This window comes from Streptococcus sp. HN38, assembly GCF_028335765.1.
In the GTDB taxonomy this organism is placed as follows: domain Bacteria; phylum Bacillota; class Bacilli; order Lactobacillales; family Streptococcaceae; genus Streptococcus; species Streptococcus suis_P.
The window spans coordinates 2,276,033-2,295,802 of sequence record NZ_CP116604.1 but is presented as its reverse complement, the minus strand read 5'-3'; the positions used below and the strand labels follow the sequence as shown (position 1 = coordinate 2,295,802).

Annotated in this window: 21 protein-coding genes; 14 read left to right on the top strand and 7 right to left on the bottom strand. The window is 40.7% G+C overall.

Annotated elements, in window-relative coordinates; translation table 11 throughout:
• The first annotated feature begins 365 nt into the window (after positions 1-365).
• The 4 genes from PHA78_RS11280 (at position 366) to PHA78_RS11260 (ending at position 2,456) form a co-directional block, all read left to right on the top strand.
• Positions 366-785 (top strand): hypothetical protein, encoded by a 420-nt coding sequence (locus PHA78_RS11280; protein WP_125177476.1) that lies wholly within the window; start codon positions 366-368, stop codon positions 783-785.
• Positions 786-1,226: 441 nt separating this feature from the next.
• A complete protein-coding gene (locus PHA78_RS11270; protein WP_024375756.1) occupies positions 1,227-1,973 on the top strand; it encodes a hypothetical protein in 747 nt (248 codons plus the stop codon).
• Between the two features lie 34 nt (positions 1,974-2,007).
• Positions 2,008-2,193, top strand: a complete 186-nt coding sequence (locus PHA78_RS11265) for a hypothetical protein (RefSeq protein WP_024375755.1) — start codon at positions 2,008-2,010, stop codon at positions 2,191-2,193.
• Between the two features lie 11 nt (positions 2,194-2,204).
• Positions 2,205-2,456: a hypothetical protein gene (locus PHA78_RS11260; RefSeq protein WP_272158193.1), complete on the top strand. Its 252-nt coding sequence runs from the start codon at positions 2,205-2,207 to the stop codon at positions 2,454-2,456.
• Positions 2,457-2,510: 54 nt separating this feature from the next.
• Here PHA78_RS11260 and PHA78_RS11255 read toward each other — a convergent pair whose 3' ends face one another.
• Positions 2,511-3,374, bottom strand: coding sequence for an RluA family pseudouridine synthase (locus tag PHA78_RS11255; protein WP_099806572.1), 864 nt, complete (start codon positions 3,372-3,374; stop codon positions 2,511-2,513).
• 1 nt (position 3,375) lies between these two features.
• Entirely contained in the window at positions 3,376-4,344 is a 969-nt protein-coding gene (locus PHA78_RS11250) for an NAD(P)/FAD-dependent oxidoreductase (RefSeq protein ID WP_099806571.1), read from the bottom strand.
• A gap of 152 nt (positions 4,345-4,496) precedes the next feature.
• Between PHA78_RS11250 and pbp2a the strand changes: the two genes are divergently transcribed.
• From pbp2a to PHA78_RS11225, 5 genes are all read left to right on the top strand, one after another.
• Positions 4,497-6,710 (top strand): penicillin-binding protein PBP2A, encoded by a 2,214-nt coding sequence (pbp2a, locus tag PHA78_RS11245; RefSeq protein WP_029185588.1) that lies wholly within the window; start codon positions 4,497-4,499, stop codon positions 6,708-6,710.
• A gap of 33 nt (positions 6,711-6,743) precedes the next feature.
• Entirely contained in the window at positions 6,744-6,896 is a 153-nt protein-coding gene (gene rpmG, locus PHA78_RS11240) for a 50S ribosomal protein L33 (RefSeq protein WP_002940258.1), read from the top strand.
• A gap of 9 nt (positions 6,897-6,905) precedes the next feature.
• Complete coding sequence (gene secE, locus PHA78_RS11235; RefSeq protein ID WP_002940255.1) at positions 6,906-7,082, top strand: preprotein translocase subunit SecE; 177 nt, start codon at positions 6,906-6,908, stop codon at positions 7,080-7,082.
• Positions 7,083-7,191: 109 nt separating this feature from the next.
• Positions 7,192-7,731 (top strand): transcription termination/antitermination protein NusG, encoded by a 540-nt coding sequence (gene nusG, locus PHA78_RS11230; RefSeq protein ID WP_002940254.1) that lies wholly within the window; start codon positions 7,192-7,194, stop codon positions 7,729-7,731.
• A 143-nt stretch (positions 7,732-7,874) separates the two neighbouring features.
• Positions 7,875-12,953 carry a S8 family serine peptidase gene (locus PHA78_RS11225; RefSeq protein ID WP_272158188.1) on the top strand — a complete coding sequence of 1,693 codons (5,079 nt, stop codon included), beginning with the start codon at positions 7,875-7,877 and terminating at the stop codon, positions 12,951-12,953.
• 114 nt (positions 12,954-13,067) lie between these two features.
• On the opposite strand, the gene PHA78_RS11220 is transcribed toward PHA78_RS11225, so the two are convergent.
• The 4 genes from PHA78_RS11220 to PHA78_RS11205 form a co-directional block, all read right to left on the bottom strand.
• Entirely contained in the window at positions 13,068-14,138 is a 1,071-nt protein-coding gene (locus PHA78_RS11220) for a tyrosine-type recombinase/integrase (RefSeq protein WP_172093305.1), read from the bottom strand.
• A 264-nt stretch (positions 14,139-14,402) separates the two neighbouring features.
• A complete protein-coding gene (locus PHA78_RS11215; RefSeq protein WP_222296883.1) occupies positions 14,403-15,005 on the bottom strand; it encodes a CD20-like domain-containing protein in 603 nt (200 codons plus the stop codon).
• 409 nt (positions 15,006-15,414) lie between these two features.
• Positions 15,415-16,062, bottom strand: coding sequence for a type II toxin-antitoxin system PemK/MazF family toxin (locus PHA78_RS11210; RefSeq protein WP_272158187.1), 648 nt, complete (start codon positions 16,060-16,062; stop codon positions 15,415-15,417).
• Positions 16,063-16,075: 13 nt separating this feature from the next.
• Positions 16,076-16,825, bottom strand: coding sequence for a S24 family peptidase (locus PHA78_RS11205; RefSeq protein ID WP_272158186.1), 750 nt, complete (start codon positions 16,823-16,825; stop codon positions 16,076-16,078).
• A 186-nt stretch (positions 16,826-17,011) separates the two neighbouring features.
• Between PHA78_RS11205 and PHA78_RS11200 the strand changes: the two genes are divergently transcribed.
• The 4 genes from PHA78_RS11200 to PHA78_RS11185 all read left to right on the top strand — a co-directional run bounded on the left by PHA78_RS11200 (position 17,012) and on the right by PHA78_RS11185 (position 18,785).
• Entirely contained in the window at positions 17,012-17,146 is a 135-nt protein-coding gene (locus tag PHA78_RS11200; RefSeq protein WP_272158185.1) for a hypothetical protein, read from the top strand.
• 159 nt (positions 17,147-17,305) lie between these two features.
• Positions 17,306-17,884 carry a hypothetical protein gene (locus PHA78_RS11195; RefSeq protein ID WP_029178224.1) on the top strand — a complete coding sequence of 193 codons (579 nt, stop codon included), beginning with the start codon at positions 17,306-17,308 and terminating at the stop codon, positions 17,882-17,884.
• Positions 17,885-18,124: 240 nt separating this feature from the next.
• On the top strand, positions 18,125-18,331 hold the full coding sequence (locus tag PHA78_RS11190; protein WP_024399172.1) for a helix-turn-helix domain-containing protein: 207 nt from the start codon (positions 18,125-18,127) through the stop codon (positions 18,329-18,331).
• Between the two features lie 61 nt (positions 18,332-18,392).
• Positions 18,393-18,785, top strand: coding sequence for a hypothetical protein (locus PHA78_RS11185; protein WP_272158569.1), 393 nt, complete (start codon positions 18,393-18,395; stop codon positions 18,783-18,785).
• On the opposite strand, the gene PHA78_RS11180 is transcribed toward PHA78_RS11185, so the two are convergent.
• Positions 18,778-19,500 carry a hypothetical protein gene (locus tag PHA78_RS11180; RefSeq protein ID WP_272158184.1) on the bottom strand — a complete coding sequence of 241 codons (723 nt, stop codon included), beginning with the start codon at positions 19,498-19,500 and terminating at the stop codon, positions 18,778-18,780. The two genes, PHA78_RS11185 and PHA78_RS11180, sit on opposite strands and share 8 nt — an antisense overlap.
• Before the next feature lie 67 nt (positions 19,501-19,567).
• On the opposite strand from PHA78_RS11180, the gene PHA78_RS11175 reads away from it, so the two are divergent.
• Positions 19,568-19,768 (top strand): hypothetical protein, encoded by a 201-nt coding sequence (locus tag PHA78_RS11175; protein WP_029172962.1) that lies wholly within the window; start codon positions 19,568-19,570, stop codon positions 19,766-19,768.
• Positions 19,769-19,770 lie beyond the last annotated feature (2 nt).

Genomic DNA, 19,770 nt, shown 5'->3' with positions numbered 1-19,770 from the left:
TCATTTCTACCTTATCTTTTATGCTGGCTTCATTTTTGACAAACCAGAAGATTATTTATAGCTATTTCTGCACCTATTTATCTTTTAATAATGTACATATACCCTGTTTCTTGTTCTTACAATTTTTCGGTCTTTCTCCTGCCATTTATTTAGAAGACAGAGGTTCTACGAAATACAGGGGATATTTTCAAGTTTATACAACCATATTTTTTACTTTTCAGTTCCTCATATTTATTTTAGGTGTCCATCTTCTAGATTTTAGGGGAAGTTTACTCCCGTTACTTCCATTTTCCCTCCTAACTTTCTTTCACACTGGATTTTTTTTGAAGGAGTATCGAAATTTTTATCGGTACAAATCAAGAATTTTGACAGCTTTAGTCAGAAAAGAAGATCAAATTCATCTGAAAGAATTTTGGGATGAAAGCGTTCTTGGTAACAAGGACTTGGTTTATCAGTTGCTTTGTTGCCTGATTTTGATAAAAAGTAGGTTGAACAGGGAAGAAGTTGAAGCGATAGAAAGTTTGGAAAAGTCTTATTTTGAAAACATAGAAAATAGTAGGGAACACTATAGTTTCTTAGATACCATCAAGATAAATCTATACATGCAGAGGGAAAATAAGGAAGAATATAGGATTTATAAAAAGATACTGGATTCGTGGACTGGGGAGCGTCCGTATTATTATTTGCTGGTAGATGAAATATATAGGAACATCGAACTTGAGAATAAGTTGGATCTATCCTTGGCTGTTTCGGAGATTCCAATTATTTTGGATGTATTGAAATGAGAATTGCTTTTCTATCCAGGCTCTTCCACGTTGTGAGGTAATGAAACGATGAAAATTGAAAAAATCTTTGTACTTGTCTTTTTTGGCTGTCTGCTTCTCTCATCATTTACATTTTTAGCTTATGATCATGTGAGCGAAGAGGTAAAACAATGGATTATAGGGATAAATATTCTCTTCTTTCTTTTGATTCTAGCCACGATGTTCTATGCGAAATTGATGTGGAAAAAATGATATACACTTGTAGAAAGGACGCTTGCTGTAATTGCTAGTGCAGTAGCTGTTGATGCAGTTGTGTATTTAACAGAGAGATAAGCTATTCGTTTATTGTAACGTCATAGAGAAAAGGAGAGCCTATGGAAATGGGATTGCTAGATCATTTTATTGAAAGAGTAGTTGAAAAAAATCGGTGTCTTCAAGAGATTATAGGGATAGGGCAGTAAGATGATTCAAAAAATAACTATTCTACAAATTCTGTTGATCGTTCTGATACTTATTTTAGGAGCCTTTTCTACTCTGCTATTAGAAATATCAGGCTTAGTCTTAGCTGGTCTGACTTTTGTATATATCCTGTCAACAGTACCGATTTATTACACAAAATCGAAACAGCTTCGCCTGTTGTTAACGGTCAATTCCTTCCTCCTTTTGAGCTTGTGCCTCAGTTTTGGGGAATTGGCTTTCTATCTAAGATTAGGAATCGTGTTTTCTGTAGCTGTATTGCAGTGCTTGATTTGTTTCTTCTTAGCTAAGGAATCGCCTAGCGATTTACAAGAAGAATTGAGACATGTTCAGGCTTTCGAATCAAAAATTGACAAAAATGGTCAGTTATCAAGCCTGACAAAAATCAGTTATGGCCTTATGCTAGTCAGTCTATTGGTCCAGAGTTTTGTCCCAACTTTGTTTCTGATTTTTCTATTGGTTGTGAAATATCTAGTTGACTGCTACGCAAGGGTTAAACTGGTTGAGCTGGTTAGAGGGAGTCTGCTACTCAACTACTTGGTTGGCTTGATTCTTCTGGAACAGTTGGTATATATAGGCTTATTTTGTCTACTATGGACGGGTTCTCATTTGACTCTGTATGTAGGGGTTCTAGCTTTTTCCAATTTCCTGATTCCCTTATTAAAACAGAGGGAATACAGGCTAAGTAGGCAACTCATTGCTGGTAAAGGACAAGATTTTCCAGATTCGTAATGCGACAGTTTAGACTCTTGTTCTTGGAGGTGCTATGGCAAAAATAAAATTTTGGAGAAAGATAAGCTACGTGATTCTGGTAGTGATACTGATGGCAGTCTTTCTCTACCGATTGGGCTTGTCCGATATCGGAAGGCTTGAATTGGTGATTTACGTCGTATTTTTCAACCTTGCCCTTATGCAACTGTTGAAACGAAAGAAGAAAAATAGCTTTATATGAGGAGAAAACGAATGCCAATCTATCTATTATTTGTTATCCTATCGCTAAATGTGCTTGTGCTACACCAACTCTATCTCTATTCCAAGAAACAGGAAGAGTTGAATGCTACAGTTGCCTTTCTGGTTTGCTTACTCGTGACTGTTCTTCCCAGTGCACAGGACTTTCATGGACTTCTTGGCTTGATTACAGGAGCTCTTGTTATCGTCTATTTGGGAAGTTTTGTCTATTCCAGATTGGCTCCTAAGAAAAGAACTGCTAAATAGATATTACTGACACGTAAAAACTCACTATTTCAACTGATGAAATAGTGAGTTTCTTTACTTTCTCAACACCTTCTCAAAACTCTCTGACCGTGCTTCTACACTGATTTCTTCCAAGGTCAGCGGGTGGGTCAGGCTGAGTTTTTGGGCGTGGAGCATGAGGCGGGGGGCTGTGACTCGACTGTAAAGCGGGTCACCGATTAGAGCATGACCGTGGTGGGCTAGATGAACTCGGATCTGGTGGGTCCGACCTGTCTGGAGGCGACAGGAGACCAAACTATTTTTGCCAATGCTCTTCAAGAGGCGGACCTGGGTAAGAGCTGCCTGCCCCTTGCGGTTATCGACCACCCGCTTTCTACGGTCGTGTCGGTCCCGTCCGATTTTATCAGTAATGGTCCAGTCTGTCTTTTTTAAATACCCTTGGCAGAGAGCTAGGTAGTCACGGTAGATGGCCTTGTCCTCCAAGAGCCGATTGAGAATGGGTAGGATAAAAGGATTTTTAGCAAAGAGAATGGCTCCGCTGGTTTCCATATCGAGCCTGTGGACCACATAGCAGGTCTGTCCCACATAGGCAGAGACATGGTTGAGCAGGGCAATTTCTGTCGGCTCATTACCGTGGGTTTTCATGCCTTCAGGCTTGTTGACGATAATCAAATGCTCATCTTGATAGAGTTCCTCCACCAAGTTCGCCTGTCCCAGAGGAATGCTTTTTTCAGGGTAATCTTCCTGGTCAAAGGTCAATTCTAACAAGTCGCCTGCGGCAATCGGACTCTGCCAGTTAATCAGCTCACCGTTGACACGGACGTGTTTCTTGGTGCGGAGGAAGTGGCGGATTTTTCTGGGAATGAGAAAATAATCTTCCAAGACTTCCTTGACAGTGAGTTGGGGAAAGGCTTGGGGAATGCGAATGTCAATTTTCATCTTATAGGCTGGTTGAGTGCTTTGGTTGCACTTTTTCGTTTGGATTGAGGTAGTTGATGGCATTGTTGACAGCGGTTGGGGCTTCGCCCAGTCCAGTCGCAATCAGGTCAACTTTGCCTTCATAGAAACAACAGTCACCGATGGCATAGATACCAGGGACGGAGGTTTCTTGCTTGCTGTTGACGACAATGCGGTGACGATTGAGCTCCAATCCCCATTCTTTTAGCGTGCCGACAGATGATTTGAAACCGTAGTTGACAAAGAGGTGGTCAAAAGACAAGGTCAGCTTGTCCTCGCTTTTTACCTTATCAAAATCAATGGCAGAAGCTCTGCCATTTTCCCCAGAAAGCCCTTTAGGGACAAAAGGTGTGTGAATAGTAACGCTGGACTGCTTGAGCTCTTCCACGCTGTGCTCGAGGGCTCGGAAGTTGTCGCGACGGTGGACGATGTGAGTGGTCTTGGAAATTTTTTCAAAGGCTAGGGACCAATCGACCGCAGAGTCACCGCCACCCAAGACGACGATGTCCTTGTCGGCATACTGCTGGATGTTAGACACGTGGTAGTGGACGTTGTCAAAGCTGTCGGCACCGTCAATCTCCAGTGGACGAGGCTTGAAGGCCCCGCCACCCATGGCGATAATCAGGGTCTTGGTTTGGTGGCTGCCCTTATTAGTTGTCAGGGAAATGACCTCTCCTGGCTCAATGGCAGTCAGGGTTTCATTGAGGCAGATTGTGGTGTCAAATGGAGCCAGTTGGTCCAGGAGATTGTCGGTCAATTCCTGTCCTGTCAGGCTGGGAAAGGCTGGAATGTCCAAAATGGCCTTTTCAGGATAGAGAATGGCTGGCTGGCCACCCAGTTGGGGCAGGGAGTCAATGATTTTGACCTTGGCTTGACGGAGGTGGGCGTAGAAGGCGGCGAAGAGACCGACTGGGCCGCCACCGATGATGGTAATGTCATATACTTGTGTCATGGGAATCCTCTTCTTTGTTCAGAATGATCCTATTTTATCATATTTTTAGAAAAAATTCCCTGTCTGTTGTCACAAGTTGTCGCAGGCTTTTTTCTGCTAGTTTTTAGGAAATGGTGTATAATGGTACAAAATTCACTAGAAAGAGGTAGAGTATGGACGATTTGCAACATCAGCCGATTGAAGTTCCAGAAGATTTCCAAATTGATCATGAAGACCGACCTAGCCGTCGCCGCAGGGGAAATCGTGGCTCTGTTGATAAACCAAAGAAAAAATCACGTATTCCGGAGCCGATTCGTAAATTTTGGCGCCGTTATCAGTTGACTAAAATTTTAATCATTTTAATGGTCCTGACAGTTCTTACAGTAGGTGGCTATCTATTTTTCCTTGCAAAGACAGCTAATGTTGGTGATTTACAGCAGGCGCTAAAAGCCACAACGATTATTTACGATAAAGATGGTGCGGAAGCTGGAACATTGTCTGGTCAGAAGGGGACCTATGTAGAGCTGGATGCTGTCTCTGATAATTTAGAGAATGCCGTTATCGCTACAGAAGATCGGAGCTTCTACAAAAATTCAGGCATTAATTACCAGCGTACAATTTTGGCTGCCTTGACGTTAGGTCGGTCTGGAGGTGGTTCAACTATTACCCAGCAATTGGCAAAAAATGCCTTTCTAACTCAGGATCAGACCATCAGTCGAAAGGCTCGAGAATTCTTTTTGGCCCTTGAAATCAATAAAAAGTATAGTAAGCAAGAAATTTTGACCATGTATCTCAACAATGCCTACTTTGGAAACGGGGTCTGGGGAGTGGAAGATGCAAGCCAAAAATACTTCGGTATTCCAGCCAGTGATCTTACTCTTGAGCAAGCGGCCGTCATAGCAGGGATGCTCAAGGGACCTGAGATTTATAATCCTTATTATTCTCTAGAAAATGCAGTTAATCGTCGGGATACAGTCCTGCAAAATATGGTCAATGCTGGTTATATTGATCAGGCGACTGCAGATGCAGGTTTCCAAGTAGACCTAGCCAGTCAGCTTTCAGATACCTATACAGGGAAACAAAGCAATTATTCCTATCCATCCTATTTTGATGCTGTGATTGCTGAGGCGATTGAGCGATACGGACTGAAAGAATCAGACATTATTAATAACGGCTATAGGATTTACACAGAGATGGATCAAAATTCTCAAGCCAGCATGCAGGTGATTTTTAATGATGAGACTATGTTCCCAACATCAAGTTTTGATGGTACCCATGCTCAGGCTGCCAGCGTAGCTCTTGATCCTAGGACTGGTGGAGTTCGCGCCTTGGTTGGTCGAGTTAACAGTTCAGAGGATGCGGTCTTTCGGACTTTCAACTTTGCGACACAAGCCAAGCGCAGTCCTGGTTCAACAATCAAGCCTCTTGTTGCCTATGCTCCAGCAGTAGCGGCGGGCTGGTCGATTGATATGGCTCTGGATAACCATACAGAAACCTACGGCGATTACACCTTGCATAACTATGATTATTCGACTTCTGACACCATTCCAATGTATCAAGCTTTGGCTCTATCTTACAATTTACCAGTAGCTTATATAGTGAACACCTTGGGTATTGACAAAGCCTTCGAGTATGGACAAAAGTTTGGTCTTGATATGGAAAATGTTGAAAAGGTACTTGGTGCGTCAATCGGATCAGGTGTGGAAACGAACCCCTTGCAAATGGCTCAGGCCTATAGTGCTTTTGCGAATGATGGTGTAATGAAGGATGCTCATCTAATTACACGTATTGAAACAGCGAGTGGAAAGGTATTGGCTCAGCATCGCGAGACAAGTACAAAAGTAATTGACCGCTCGGTTGCAGATAAAATGACCTCTATGATGCTTGGGACCTATACGAATGGTTTAGGTGTATCTGCAGATGCGACGAATTACTATCTTGCAGGAAAAACGGGAACAACCGAAACAAGTTTTGATGTAAATCTTGTTAATGACCAGTGGTATATTGCTTATACACCTGATTTGGTTATCAGTCAATGGGTTGGTTTTGAACAGACGGATGAGAATCATTACATTGATAGCAGTAGCTACTGGATGGCTCCGTCTGTCTTCCAGACTGTAGCCAATTCAATCTTGCCATATACTGCAGGAACTCAGTTCGAAGTAGAAAATGCCTATGCACAAAATGGTATTGTAGAAGTAGCTCCAGATGAAGCTGCGCAAACTGAATCAAGCCTTGGTCAAGAGCAGGTACAAGAAATTTCAGATCAGGCGAAAAACTTGATTGAGCAAACCAAACAAAATCTAATCGATGCCCAGTTACCAGAACGAGCAAAAACCTTGTGGGATAACATTACGTCTTGGTTTGGAGAGTTGTCAAATCCATAAAAACATGGTAGAATGAAAAGGATGGAGGGCTTTATGGCACTAAAAAAAGCAAGCCTAGCCTGTACTGTTTGTGGTTCTCGAAACTATTCAATCAGCCTTTCGAGCAATCCCAAGCCAACACGGTTAGAAGTAAATAAATTTTGTAAACACTGTGGACAATACACTGTTCACAAGGAAACCAGATAGGAGTCACGCATGAAATTTATCAAAGACATTATCCGCATTTTAAAAGATACGTCTTGGCCAACTCGTAAGCAGAGCTGGACGGATTTCGTGTCTGTAGTGGAATATACTGCCTTTTTCGTAGCGGTGGTTTACCTCTTTGACTTGATTTTGTCACGAGGAATCATGAGCTTGATCAATCTTTTCTAGAAAATACTTGCCATTTGTAAAATGGAAGTGATATAATAAAGAAAAGCGAAAGCCTTCGGGCTTTTTTTAGCGTCTAAAAATTCCGTGTTTCCAAAGAAAGGAAGTAACAATGTACGATAGTTTTGATAAAGGCTGGTTTGTTTTACAGACCTACTCAGGATATGAAAATAAAGTGAAGGAAAACTTGCTCCAACGTGCCCACACTTATAACATGTTGGAAAACATCCTTCGTGTAGAAATTCCAACTCAGACTGTTCAGGTTGAAAAGAACGGTGAGGTCAAGGAAGTGGAAGAAAACCGTTTCCCTGGTTATGTTTTGGTTGAGATGGTTATGACCGATGAAGCTTGGTTTGTGGTTCGTAACACGCCAAACGTTACAGGTTTTGTGGGTTCACACGGTAACCGTTCAAAACCAACTCCACTTTTGGAAGAAGAAATTCGTCAAATCTTGGTGTCTATGGGACAAACCGTTCAAGAATTTGATATTGATGTCAAAGTTGGCGACACTGTTCGTATCATTGACGGTGCCTTCACAGACTACACAGGTAAAATTACAGAAATCGACAACAACAAGGTTAAGATGGTTATCTCTATGTTTGGTAATGACACCATTGCTGAAGTTAATTTGAGCCAGATTGCTGAGTTGTAATAAGTTGTTAAAGCGCAGGGAAGCCTGTGCTTTTTCTTGTTTTTGAGGGCTAATTCAAAAAAAACTTGCCAAAGATTTAAAAATTTTATAGAATTAGGTATACCTAACTTATAAATTAATTAATCTTAAAAAACGGAGGTTTTATGAAACAGAAGTGGTCTCAGATTGAGAATAAACAACGCTTTAGTATCAAGAAGTTAAGTGTCGGTGTGGCATCGGTATCAATAGGATTTTTTATCACGGGTGTTCCGATGGTTCAAGCAGATACTAGTGGAGAAGGATTGGAGTCTACAGTTGCGGTCGCAACGGATATGGATAGTAGGCAAAATTCTGCGGTAGAGAAAAAAGAAGATGGACCATTATCAGATGAGCCAGTTAAAACGGAGCAGGTGGATGAACCAGTTGCTGAAGAGGGAGTGGTCGAAGAAGTTGTAGATACAGAGGCGGGTGAAGAATCAGGTCTTCTCACAGATCAAGCTGCGACCGAGATAAAAACTACAGCTGGTAAGACAACAGATGAGTCAAAGGAAAAAGAAGACATTAGCGGAAAAGAAGCTAGTGCTCCTCAAACAATCCCGCAGGAATCACAGCTTGAGCCAGAAGAGGTGACAAGAGGGCGCTATATTTTACAATTTTCCGAAGAGAACCGAAATCTTGTATTGGATAAATTAAAGAAAATTGATGGCGTTAAAATTGTTCATGAGTATAAGGAGGTTTTAACGGGAGCATCTGTAGAGGTGGGGAAAGAAAGTTTGTCTGATGTGAAGGCAATTACCGAATTAACCTCTTTAGAAGAGAGTCGCCGTATCAGACCGACTCTTCATACTGCTAAACAGCTGGTTGGTGCCTTAAAAGCAAGTTCTAAATATCAGACAGATGGTCGCGGAATGGTGATTGCAGTCATTGACTCTGGTTTGGATATTAAGCACAAAGACATGAGGTTGGATGAAGGTGTCGTCCCTAAAATCAAGGAAATTACTCCATCTACGACAGGGACATACACACTGAAAGTTCCCCATGGCTATAATTACGTATCCGGTAATGATAATCTCTACGATGATACCCACGAACCACATGGTATGCACATAGCAGGAACCCTGGCTGGAAATGCAACAGACGAAGAAGTTGCGTCTAAACAGGGGATTGATGGGATTGCTCCCAACGCACAGCTGCTAGTCTACAAGATTTTTTCAAATGACCCTAAAAATTATAAGGCTGAGACGGAGGATGCTGCTTATGCTGCTATTGAAGATGCTATCAAACACGGGGCAGATGTCATTAGTTTGAGCGTTGGTTATTATGATAGCGGGCTGCCAGGAAATGCTTACTACACGATTGCTAAGAGGGCAGCAGAAAAGGGGATTATCATTACAGCAGCTATTGGTAATGCTGGTGCCTCCTCTTCAGACACCTCCTTTGACTTGCATACAAATAATGCCTTAGGAGCTGTGGATACGGCAACAACAGTTGGTGTGGCAGCGACTCCCGCAGTTATCGGGGTTGGTTCGGCAAGAAATACCCATCTTGTTCAACGTGAATTTATGCTGAATGGACAGTCTTTTGGCTACTATCCTATTGGCTATACAACGCTTACAGAGGGAAAATATGAATTTGTAGATGCTGGAAATGGTCGCTGGGAAGAAGTGCAGGGGCTTGATTTGGCTGGTAAAGTAGCGATTATCAAAAAAGATAAGTTTGACTTGAAAGATGCCGTTCGTAATTTGAAATTCAAGGATGTTGCTGGAATTATTGTGATAAATACTGATCAGGGATGGAATAAGGATTATTATAAGACCCATCAGTTATTGGTAGACGATAAGACTTTGCTTTCCTATTCCTCTATCTGGGGCATCAGTCTTAGTGGGGAAGATGGAAGGCGATTATTAGAAGTTGCCAACCAATCGCAAGGTAACACTGGTTTGGTTCTTAAACCTACAATTGGAATGAAGAAGTTAATTGAAGTGCCGACTGTATCAGGTTTTTCTAGTTGGGGTCCTACGGTCAACTTAGAATTGAAGCCAGAGATTGTGGCACCAGGGGAGGATGTTTATGCAACCTTGAATGACAATCGTTATGGCTCCATGTCAGGGACTTCGATGGCTTCGCCAATTGTGGCGGGTGCCAGTGCACTTTTATTGCCACGGATTCGCCAAATGACACCACCAGGAGGCATGACTAGGATGGATTTGCTGAGAATCATTTTGATGAATACTGCTACCCCTTTGGTTGATGTTCTAGATTCATCTGGGAATGCTTTGGAAAATTCTCCGAGACAACAAGGTGCTGGTCTGTTGCAGATCGATAGAGCCTTTGAAACAGACGTGATTCTTCACCACCGTCTAAAAGGAGGGGTGGAATTAAAAGAAATCGGGCGTGAGACAGAATTTGAGGTGACCTTGGAAAATCTGGGAAACCAACAAAGAAGCTTTGCTATTTCAGCAGGGAAAGTATTGACTAGTCAAGATGTTCCTGTTGATAGAATAGGACGTTCTGGAAAAGTAGTTAAAGAGATTCATGCGACAGAAATCAAGGGATCGAGTCTTCATCTTTCTGAGCAATCCATTCAACTAGGTCCGAAAGAGAAGAAAACCATTCGCCTGAGACTGGATGCAGGAGAAGCGAAGGACCAGTTTGCAGAAGGGTACATTTACTTCAAATCATTGACGGAGGGGCAGTCTGACATCAGCATTCCTTATTTTGGCTTTGTTGGTGATTGGTCAAAAGAAAGGATTGTTGATGCACCGGCTTGGGAAAACAGTTCTAAATTGAAACTGACCTCAGTTTTATCTAGCTATAAATACAACAAGTCTGGGCGCTATATTGAACTTGGGCGTGAAAAGATTCAAGATAATCAATCGCCTCTCAATCCAGAAAATATCGCAATTCAAAACCAGCATTCGGACAGTCAGATTGGAAATGCCTTTGTTCGATTTGCGCTATTGAGGGATATTACCAACTATGACTTGGATATTGTAAAAGAGGCTACAGAAGATGCTCCTGTTCTAAGGCGGATTGACACAGGAACCATGCTATCTCGCATTCGCTATGTAGATTATTTTGAAAGTCTTTCGGAGTATTCCAAGTTTCGTACCCCGATAGAATTGCACCGCTGGGATGGAAAACTGTACGATGCAAGTCAGGATGAAAACATACCAGCACCAGAAGGACAATATTTCTTCAGATTGCGGGTAAAAAATAAAGAAAATGGGGCCTATCAGTATACCTATCTGCCAGTCAAAATTGATAATCAAAAGCCAGAAATTGTCGCGATTGATACCAATCGTCTAACCAGCCATAGAGAACTAGTCGTTACAGCCAAGGATAATAATAAAGTTTGGGAGGTTCGAGCTAATCTAAATGGAGAAAATCTTCTTGTTGAAAAGGTTGTAGATGATGCAGGTCAACTACATTACCATCTCAAAGAAGTGGAATTGCCACTTGATGCTAAAAATCATCTCCGTGTTGAGGTGATGGATATAGCGGGTAATGTGGTTGCTGTTGAAAAAGACTTAGTGTCGCCTGTAATCCAGTTTAAAAATTTGGAAGATTTGATGGCAACTCGCAGTAAGAAAACTGTAGAAATTAAAGCGAACGTCTCAGCCCAAGTTTCCGATGTACAGGCTAACTTGGATGCTCAGGCTGTGAATTACTCTTTGGAGAATGGTCAACTATCTCTCCAGATTCCAGAGCAATCAGATGGACGTCATAGTTTTGAATTAATCTTGAAAGATAAAGACGGCAACCTTATTTACACTAAAACCTTGAATTATTTGGTGGATAATGAAAAGCCGACGATTGATCTTGATATTGAAAAAGATGAAGAGGATGAAGAGGTTATCCAGATTGGTAAAAACGGGCGTTTTACATTGAAGGGGAAAGTGAGTGATAATGTTAGTCTTCCTAAGGACATCAAACTTTACTATTCCAATTTAGACATTGGTAAGGGAGTGCTGAAAATCATAGATGTAAAAGAAGACGGCAGTTTTGAGCAAGACTTCTTTAAGTCTGATTTTCCTAGAGCCATCATGTTAACTGCGGTAGATGAGAAGGGCAATAAATCGACGGCCCTTCGTATCAATACAAGTCCAGAGAGTCTGGATGATGAGGAAGAAACAGAAGTTCCGATTACTGTTAATAACTGGTTGATTGACCCGATTCGTTTCAATAAAGAAAGTCTTGGTCGTGAGCTAGATAGCGAGTTGGTCGACTTCAAAAAGCAAGAAGATGGGACTTATCTATTTACATTTGAAATAGAAGCAGAAACCGAACAAGCTCATTCTGTGCGCATCAATGGTGGCGAAAAACGCTATTTTGAGGATGGCAAGTTGACCTATCCAGTTACTCTGATTGAAGAGGGAAATGTTGTGGATATAAGTGTGTACAATGAGGAGGATGAGTTGACTTACACGAAGAAATATCAGATGTTGGTTGATACAGAGAACCCTGTTTTACAGCTGGAAAATGAAGTGCTGCCATTGGAAAGACAGGTAGTGGATAGTGAAGAAGATGAAGACGAGGAAAATCAGTATGCAGGAGTCCTCCTGGCAGATGCTGATGGGCACTTGACACTTACCGGAAGCGCCAAGGATAATGGAATTTATTGGTCCTTGAAGATCAACGAAGATTTTGTAGCTCGAGGAGGCTTCTGGAGGCAGTATGGAAATAATGAAAAAGCCTTTCGCTATGAGCTACATAGTCTGAAAGACGGGGATACAGTCAAACTTGATTTGAGTGACAGTTTTGGAAATGCTCTTGTGAAGAAATATAAGGTACGGTTAAATGACAAGGAGGTATCTGAGCAGGTTCCTGAAAATGGCCTTCATGTGGAGCAATCAGATAAGGATCAAGCCTCTAGCATTCCTATTTCGAAATCGGAAGCGCACGTACCAATGCCAAAAGAAGAGAATTCGCTTGCTTCGCAAACAGAATCCACTGAAATCGCGCTGTTAACTGGCGATACAATAGAAGATGGTGTGGAGCATTTGGTGAGACTTACAAAACATGAGGAGGCACTAGGAATTTCTGACGAGAGAATAGAAGTGTCCGTACCTCACAGAGAATTATTTGAAAGAAGCGGAAAAGGAGATACAGGTGCATTGGCAGCGGATACTAGTGGGAAACTGCCTCAAACTGGGGATAGCCTGGGAAGTGTCTTTATAAGTGCTTTGTTAGGTCTATTTGGTGGAGCTATGGCCCTCGGAAATCTGAAGCGAAAAGAATAGTAAAAAACCTAGGAAGATTCCTAGGTTTTTTAGAATATTAAAAGGCGGTAGACGGATTTGAAACCGTTGGTATATCAAGGGTTTAGGGCTATTTGCCCACCGTTTGCCCACCAACTAATGAATGTCTGCTAAGATACCTCGTACTTCTGCATGGTGTTTTTCTTTCATCTTTTCAAACTGGTGGGCATAGACTTTCAAAGTTATCAAAATAGTTTTATGTCCTAGCAGTTTAGAGATACTTGCAACTGGGACTTCCTTGAAAATGAGATAAGAAGCATATGTGTGTCTTAAAGTATGTGGATGGACATCTCTATTTACCATTCTTTTCAGAGCAGTATTTGTGGCTCTATTTGACGCTCCGAATAAGATACGACCTTTTTCATTCTCTTTCCAGTAATGCTCTTTAAAATTGAGTAAATGCTTAGCGACGTTATCATTGAAGGGGATCTCTCTTACAGATTGTTCATTTTTTGTAGCACTAAAATCTTGTGAGTCAGAATAGTCCCATGTGTTAACAACTATAAAGACTTGTCTTTCAAAGTCAATATCATCCCAAGTCAACCCCATAGCTTCAGCAAACCTCATTCCACTAACCGCCAAAATATAGAGTGTCATGTGTGAAATATATTGAGGGTTCTCTTGCGTTTTTGAGATGACGTAGAGGTATTCATCCTCTTCAAGATAACTTTCAGCCTCTGGCTTTTTTTCTTTCTGAGATTTAACCACAGCCCCTTCCGTAAAATTCGATGGAATGAGCTGATCACGGACAGCGATTTTGACAGCTGATTTAATATGATAGTGTGTCCGCTCAATAGTGTCTTGTGCGTACTTGGAGCCAAACCGGTTTAAAAATTCTTGGTAGCGTACAGGGGACATCTCTTTCAGTTTAATGTGACCAAAATACTTGCTGATGTGCTTTCGGGTTTGTTCGTAGGAATTCCATGTTTTTTTAACAACGTGTGGTTTTTTATATAGCTCTGCCCAAGCTATGTAGTAGTCAAGCAGAGTGACATCATTATTTGACATGGGAGAAGTTCGAAGCTCGACTTCTCTTTCTTGCCCGGCTGCTCTTGCTTGTGCTTTGGTCTTGAAGCCACCGCAAGTCGCTTCATGCCTTTCCCCGAGACTGTCACGATAAACAACGCGGTACTCATAATATTTACCCCTTTTTCTAACTGATGCCATTTGTTTTTTTACCTCATTTCTGATAAAATGAGTACAAGAAAAGACTTGCCAGATTGGCAATTTTTCTTATACGATTCGCCTTACGCTCGGACCGTCCAAAGTTGAGCGTAGGGCTTTTTTGTTTTTTGTAAAATAAAAGCGGCAACTACGAATAGTTACCGCTCGGTCGTGGCAGCTTGTGCCAACTCCGTTTTGCACTAGGAGAAACCTAGGTTAGTAACTATATTCTATCAGAATATGATATGTATAGCAATTTTTTACAAATTATTCAATCCCACTTGAATGTTTGTAAGATAGTAACCAAGAACCATCTTCTTGTTGTACAAATTGTAGTGATACACTCTTGTATTCTGTTCCACCCATTGTATTGTAGTCAACGTATTTTGTTGTATAGTTTCCGGAAGATGATTCTGATGAAGTTTGTGGTTCACCAAATTTAGCGATGATTTCGTCCAAGTTGGTACCACCAACACCAGATAGGGTTTCGCCAACTACAAGTGCATCAAAGTCGGCTTTTGTCCATTTGAAGTTTTCATCAACCGCTGCTTGAGAAGATGACATAGATGTTTCAACTTCGCTTACAGCTGTTTCGACAGCTTTGCTTGCTTCGTCAATAGCTTTACTGTACATTGATTGAGTGATTAGTACAATTGCCATCGAAACTACAGCTAGTGCTGTACCAACGATTGTTAGAGTTTTTGAATTTTTGCGGTTTACAAAAAATCCAATAGCACCAAACAACAGAGCAAGTAGCCCAAAGAAGAATGAAATGTTATTGATAATCGGAACCCAAGAACCAAGTAATGCAATAACACCTAAAACAATGGCAATAATGCCTAACGCTTTTTTCTCACTTTTCTTTTCCATGAGAATCTCCTATCGCAGCTTTTAACGTGGATCAGCATTTGCACGTATTTTTAATTAACTAAGTTATTATACTCCTCAATCACCATGGTCTCGTTGACTGTGGTTTTTAAGTCGTATTTTTCCATAAAGAACGGGTAATTGAAAGGAACCATTTTCGTGACCTCACGAAAATGATCTGACACCTTGGCGTCACTGGTTTTCTTCCTCCCTACCTCTCCCTATACACCTCCACGACTTCGCCGATGGTTCGGAGAGTGTGGGGATTTTTTTGTAAAATAGCAAAAAAGCAGCCATGAAAACATGACTGCCGTACGGTATGGGACTAAATCCCGAATGTAAACTTTATGAGGCTTTACCTCTAATACAGTCATATTTTATACTTTTTTTTGATTTTTGTAAAGTATTTTGGTTAGAAATACAATTCTTTAACTTTTGCGTTGATGGCGTCAAGAGTTTCTGGTGATACTTTTATCTTTCCTACAGGGTCTAAGGGGTTCTTTTTGAGTATCCTATCTTTGCTAATGGTTTGTAGGCTGTCGCATTTTGCAAATGATTGTTTGAGGTATTTACCATAGTAGTCGATGACTTCTTTTAGATTTGAAATGGTGATCTGGAACTCTTCACTTGAAGTGTTTTCCTCAGTTATCTTCTGTTCTAGTTGAGCAAATTCTTTGTCTATGTACTTAAATGATTGTTGACCAATTATTTCTTGTAACGGAACAGTGTTGTCATTTTCTTTGGAAGTGATTGGGATGACTGTCAATGTCTTTTTGTACGGTGAATCTGTTTTATCAAGTACTATAGCCCAATGATTGTTTGACAACTCTCCACCAACGTTTACTCCAAATTCAACAAAGACTAGTGAACCACGATTAAACTTCCAATATTTCCTTTTGGGATTTTCTGCCTCGTAAAGATACTGCTCTGATTGTCTTTTGACAGCAGGGGCTAGGAAGCGGTATTTGGTGGAGGTGTGTTTTGCCTTGCCAAGTTTGTATAATTTTTCTACTTTGATGTAATTCTGTTTGGCATTCTCAAAGTATGGATTTTCTTTCATAAAAATCTCCTTCTTACCTCTCCCTATACACCTCCACGACTTCGCCGATGGTGCGCATGTCTTCGGTGAATTGGATGTCGTCATAGTCTGGGTTTAGTGACTCTAAGCAGTCGCTTTTTAGTTTCTTGACGTAGTTTTCGCCGTCAACTTGGAAAATTCCGATTTTGTTTAGATCAACGGTAGGAGTGAATTTGATAAAGAGGAAGTCGCCGTTTTTGATTTTGGGTTCCATGGAGTGTCCGACGGCGATGGCGATGGTGTCGAAATCTTTCTGGTCTGGGATGTCGTCTGCGTAGAAGCTGACCATGGTGTCGTAGTCGTCCTCTTGCCAGTAGCCTGTACCTGCGGACACTTTGCCTGGTACGGGTAGGCTGATGCGTTTCCTAGCGTCGTAGAGGTCAATGGTCTTGTCTGAGATGGTGGTAGCTCTTTTCTGCTCGTCTAGTTGCTCTTTTGCGTAGCTGAGGACGTTCTTTTGTCTGTCTTGGTGTAATTGTACCAGCTTGTCCGAAATCTGCTCTATGAGGCTGTTAGGGGTTGTGGTGGGGATGTAGGATTTACCAAACATCATAATTTGCGGATCAATTCCAAAGAAATTTGCCAATTCTTCAATTTCCTGTATTTTGGGAGAACGTGTTCCTTTTTCCCACTTTGAAATGGTTGATTTTGTTTTTCCTATCTTTTCTGCTAACTGTTCCATGGTGAGAGAGTTTGCTGTTCTGTATTGTTTAACCATTGCAGGAAAAGCAATTTGAGTATCCATACTGTGTCCTCCTTTTTTCTTCATTATATAATCATGTTTACATTTTGTCAACAAAAACGATAACAAGATATTTTCAAAAAAGTTGACTTTTTTAACACAAAAGTGTTGACAAAAAGGAAACAAAAGTATATACTATAATCAAGGTTAAGGAATTAACCCCTAAAAATAAAACAGGAGGAAAAGCAAATGGTGGACATACTAAAAAGCCTAGCTGATAACAACTTAGCAATCCCGATTATCATTCTAGGCTTAGTAAGAGAAGCTCGCTTATGGCACAAACAAGTGCTTGAGCACAAGCGGAACTTACAAAACAAAAAGTAAGAGCAAGGGGCGAAAGCCCCAACCTCTTATTTGAAGTATACCACCATTTGCCAAAGAAAGCAATGATCTATTGGTTAGCTGGTTTGTTGGTCCTGTCGTTTGTGATACGGCAGATTGTGAAGTGGAGAAATAAGCCATAAGGGCGGAAAGGAATAACTTATGGAAGAATTACTACAGCCATTAGTTGCTTTAGGTGGTTTTGGATATTTTAATTACTGGCTATCAATTAGATTAAGCGATATGGATCTCGGAGGTGAATCTGATAAAAAGTATTTGATTGCACTTATGACCTCACTTGACTATACATTTTACCTAATTGTCTCAAATTACATAGAGGGTGTCGTTAAACGAATATTGGTGGCTATGTTACTCGCAGTCATCTTTAGCCTTGCATTTCCATTTTTGATTAAATTATTGTATTGGGTAATCAATCGATTAAGAAGTGTAGGAAATCAACCAGAAATGGTTCCTTTATCCGTTAAAGATGATATGTTCAATGATGATAAAGATAGGTGCTTTATATTTGATTTTGAAGGAAATCTCATATCAAGTGGTGCTATGGGAATGCTCAGCGGAAAGAATGAAGAGTTTTCTATGAAATTGTATCCGTACTTTGCTAGTCATGAGGAGCATAGCATTCGCAATGAAGAGGCGCTATATCAGTTTCTTGAACAAAAAAATCTCGAAGCAAGAGTATATCTAAACTTCGAGAAAAAAATAAAAATTATTTATTTTTAGGAGTTGGATTTGTCGGTCGTTTAAAATAATCAGGTGGAGATTTTGTTTTACTTGTTTCACCTTTGAATTGTGGTTCATTTGGCTTAAGCGATTGTTTTTCCATATTCCTCTCCTTTCTGTAGTGATAGTGGTTTATCTTATTATAGCATGAGAGAGGGTAGCTGGATAGGTGTATTGGGGTTCGACTCCCCAACCAGCTGTTGCAGATGCAAAACAATATTTAGAAAGGGGTGAGGGTTATTGACAGAAACCGCATTTGAAAAACTACTCAACGATAGCGGTATGAAAAGAAATGTCATTGCAGAACGCATGGGCTTAACTCGTTCTGGATTTTACAGAAAACAGAAAAAGCCTAAAGAGCGTTTTGATGGTGATGAAATGGCCAAACTAGCTGAGGTAATCGGTGTAGATCCTCAGAAGGTCTTAGCGGCCATTTTAATTTCATAACAAAGTTGACAAAAATAACACAAACATACCAGCTCTGCTATTTACAGAAAGGAGAAGGGGGATGAGACCGAATCGAATTTTTCATGGAAACGAAAAACCAACAAACGCAGTAGAGGGCGATTGTTGGTATAGAGATGGAGAATTATTGGTGTTTAAGAACGATTGGGAACGTTGCGTAGACATCGACGAAGCCATCGTGATTAGAAAGGAGAAGGGGATGAACGAACTAGAAAAAACAGCCCTCAATGAAATACTGAGGACTGTGACGTATATTGCTGAAAGGGTGGATAGACTTGGAGAACAGTTATATCCACATCTTACAGAAACAGATAAAAAAGAGGTGCTGGCATTGATTAACGATGCACTTTCGAAAGGAAGGGGTATCTCAGATAATAATCTTGACGGTGTCAAGTTCCAGTCAAATACTCCTCAAGGGATAGAAGGTGTTAGATAAACAACGTTTCTAATTTCTTTAGCTCTAGATGATATTCGGGAGAAATATGGCTATAAGCCTTGTTAAAAAAGATATTCAAATCAGTTTCTGTATATAGTGCAGACAGTTTACGACACTCTGCTAAAAAGTCTGGTCTGCCTTGGAAAATGGGAAGCATAATCGCAGCTATGTAAGTGTTTATCTTACGATTTCCTGTGGGATTATCTTTTAAGTAGTCCAAAGGTAATTGTTTTAGATTTACAGGTTCGCTTTCTTGAAGCTGTAATTCGCTGTACTCAAGCGTGAAGTCTGTGAAAGATTTAATTATCGAATTTGCAGATTTAGACCACTCTTGAGCAAAACCTTGAAGAAAAAGGTGAGAAGACACTTCGCCCAACACTTCTTCAAACCAAAACATCGGTGTATTAGAAGGCGATTTGTAATAAGCGTGCAGTAGTTCATGACCTAGTTGGTAAATAACTTGAGCATTTTCATTGATTTCTTGCGAGTGCAAGAAAATCAAATGGTCTTCTGGAAAAGATACTGGGCAGTCGATAAATGGAGCGAAGATAATCGCTATGTTTTCGTCTTTGAGATTAGGGAAAATGTCTTGCGTAACACTTGCTAGATGGTCAAATATAGCTGAGTACATAGCAGAGTTAAATGGCTCTGGCAGTGGGCAGACAGATTGATAAAACATCTTCCAGTTTGTCGCAGGAACAAAATACTTTTTCATAACAGTTCTCCAATCGTTTTTATTTTAATTATAGCATATTTACTAACTAACTAGAAAGGAGAAGGACATGAAAGAAATCATTGAAAAACATTTTGAAAATATGGTTGATGAGATTTTGCTTTCGTCAGAAACCTATGAAGAAGCTATTTCAAGCTTGAAAAAGATTTCGGTCCTAGGCATTCATCAGCCAGGCGGTCTTATCAAAAGTTTAGAAATCGCAATCAAGCGTAGGGCTTGTTTGCAAAAAACACCTAATCACAAGGATTAGGT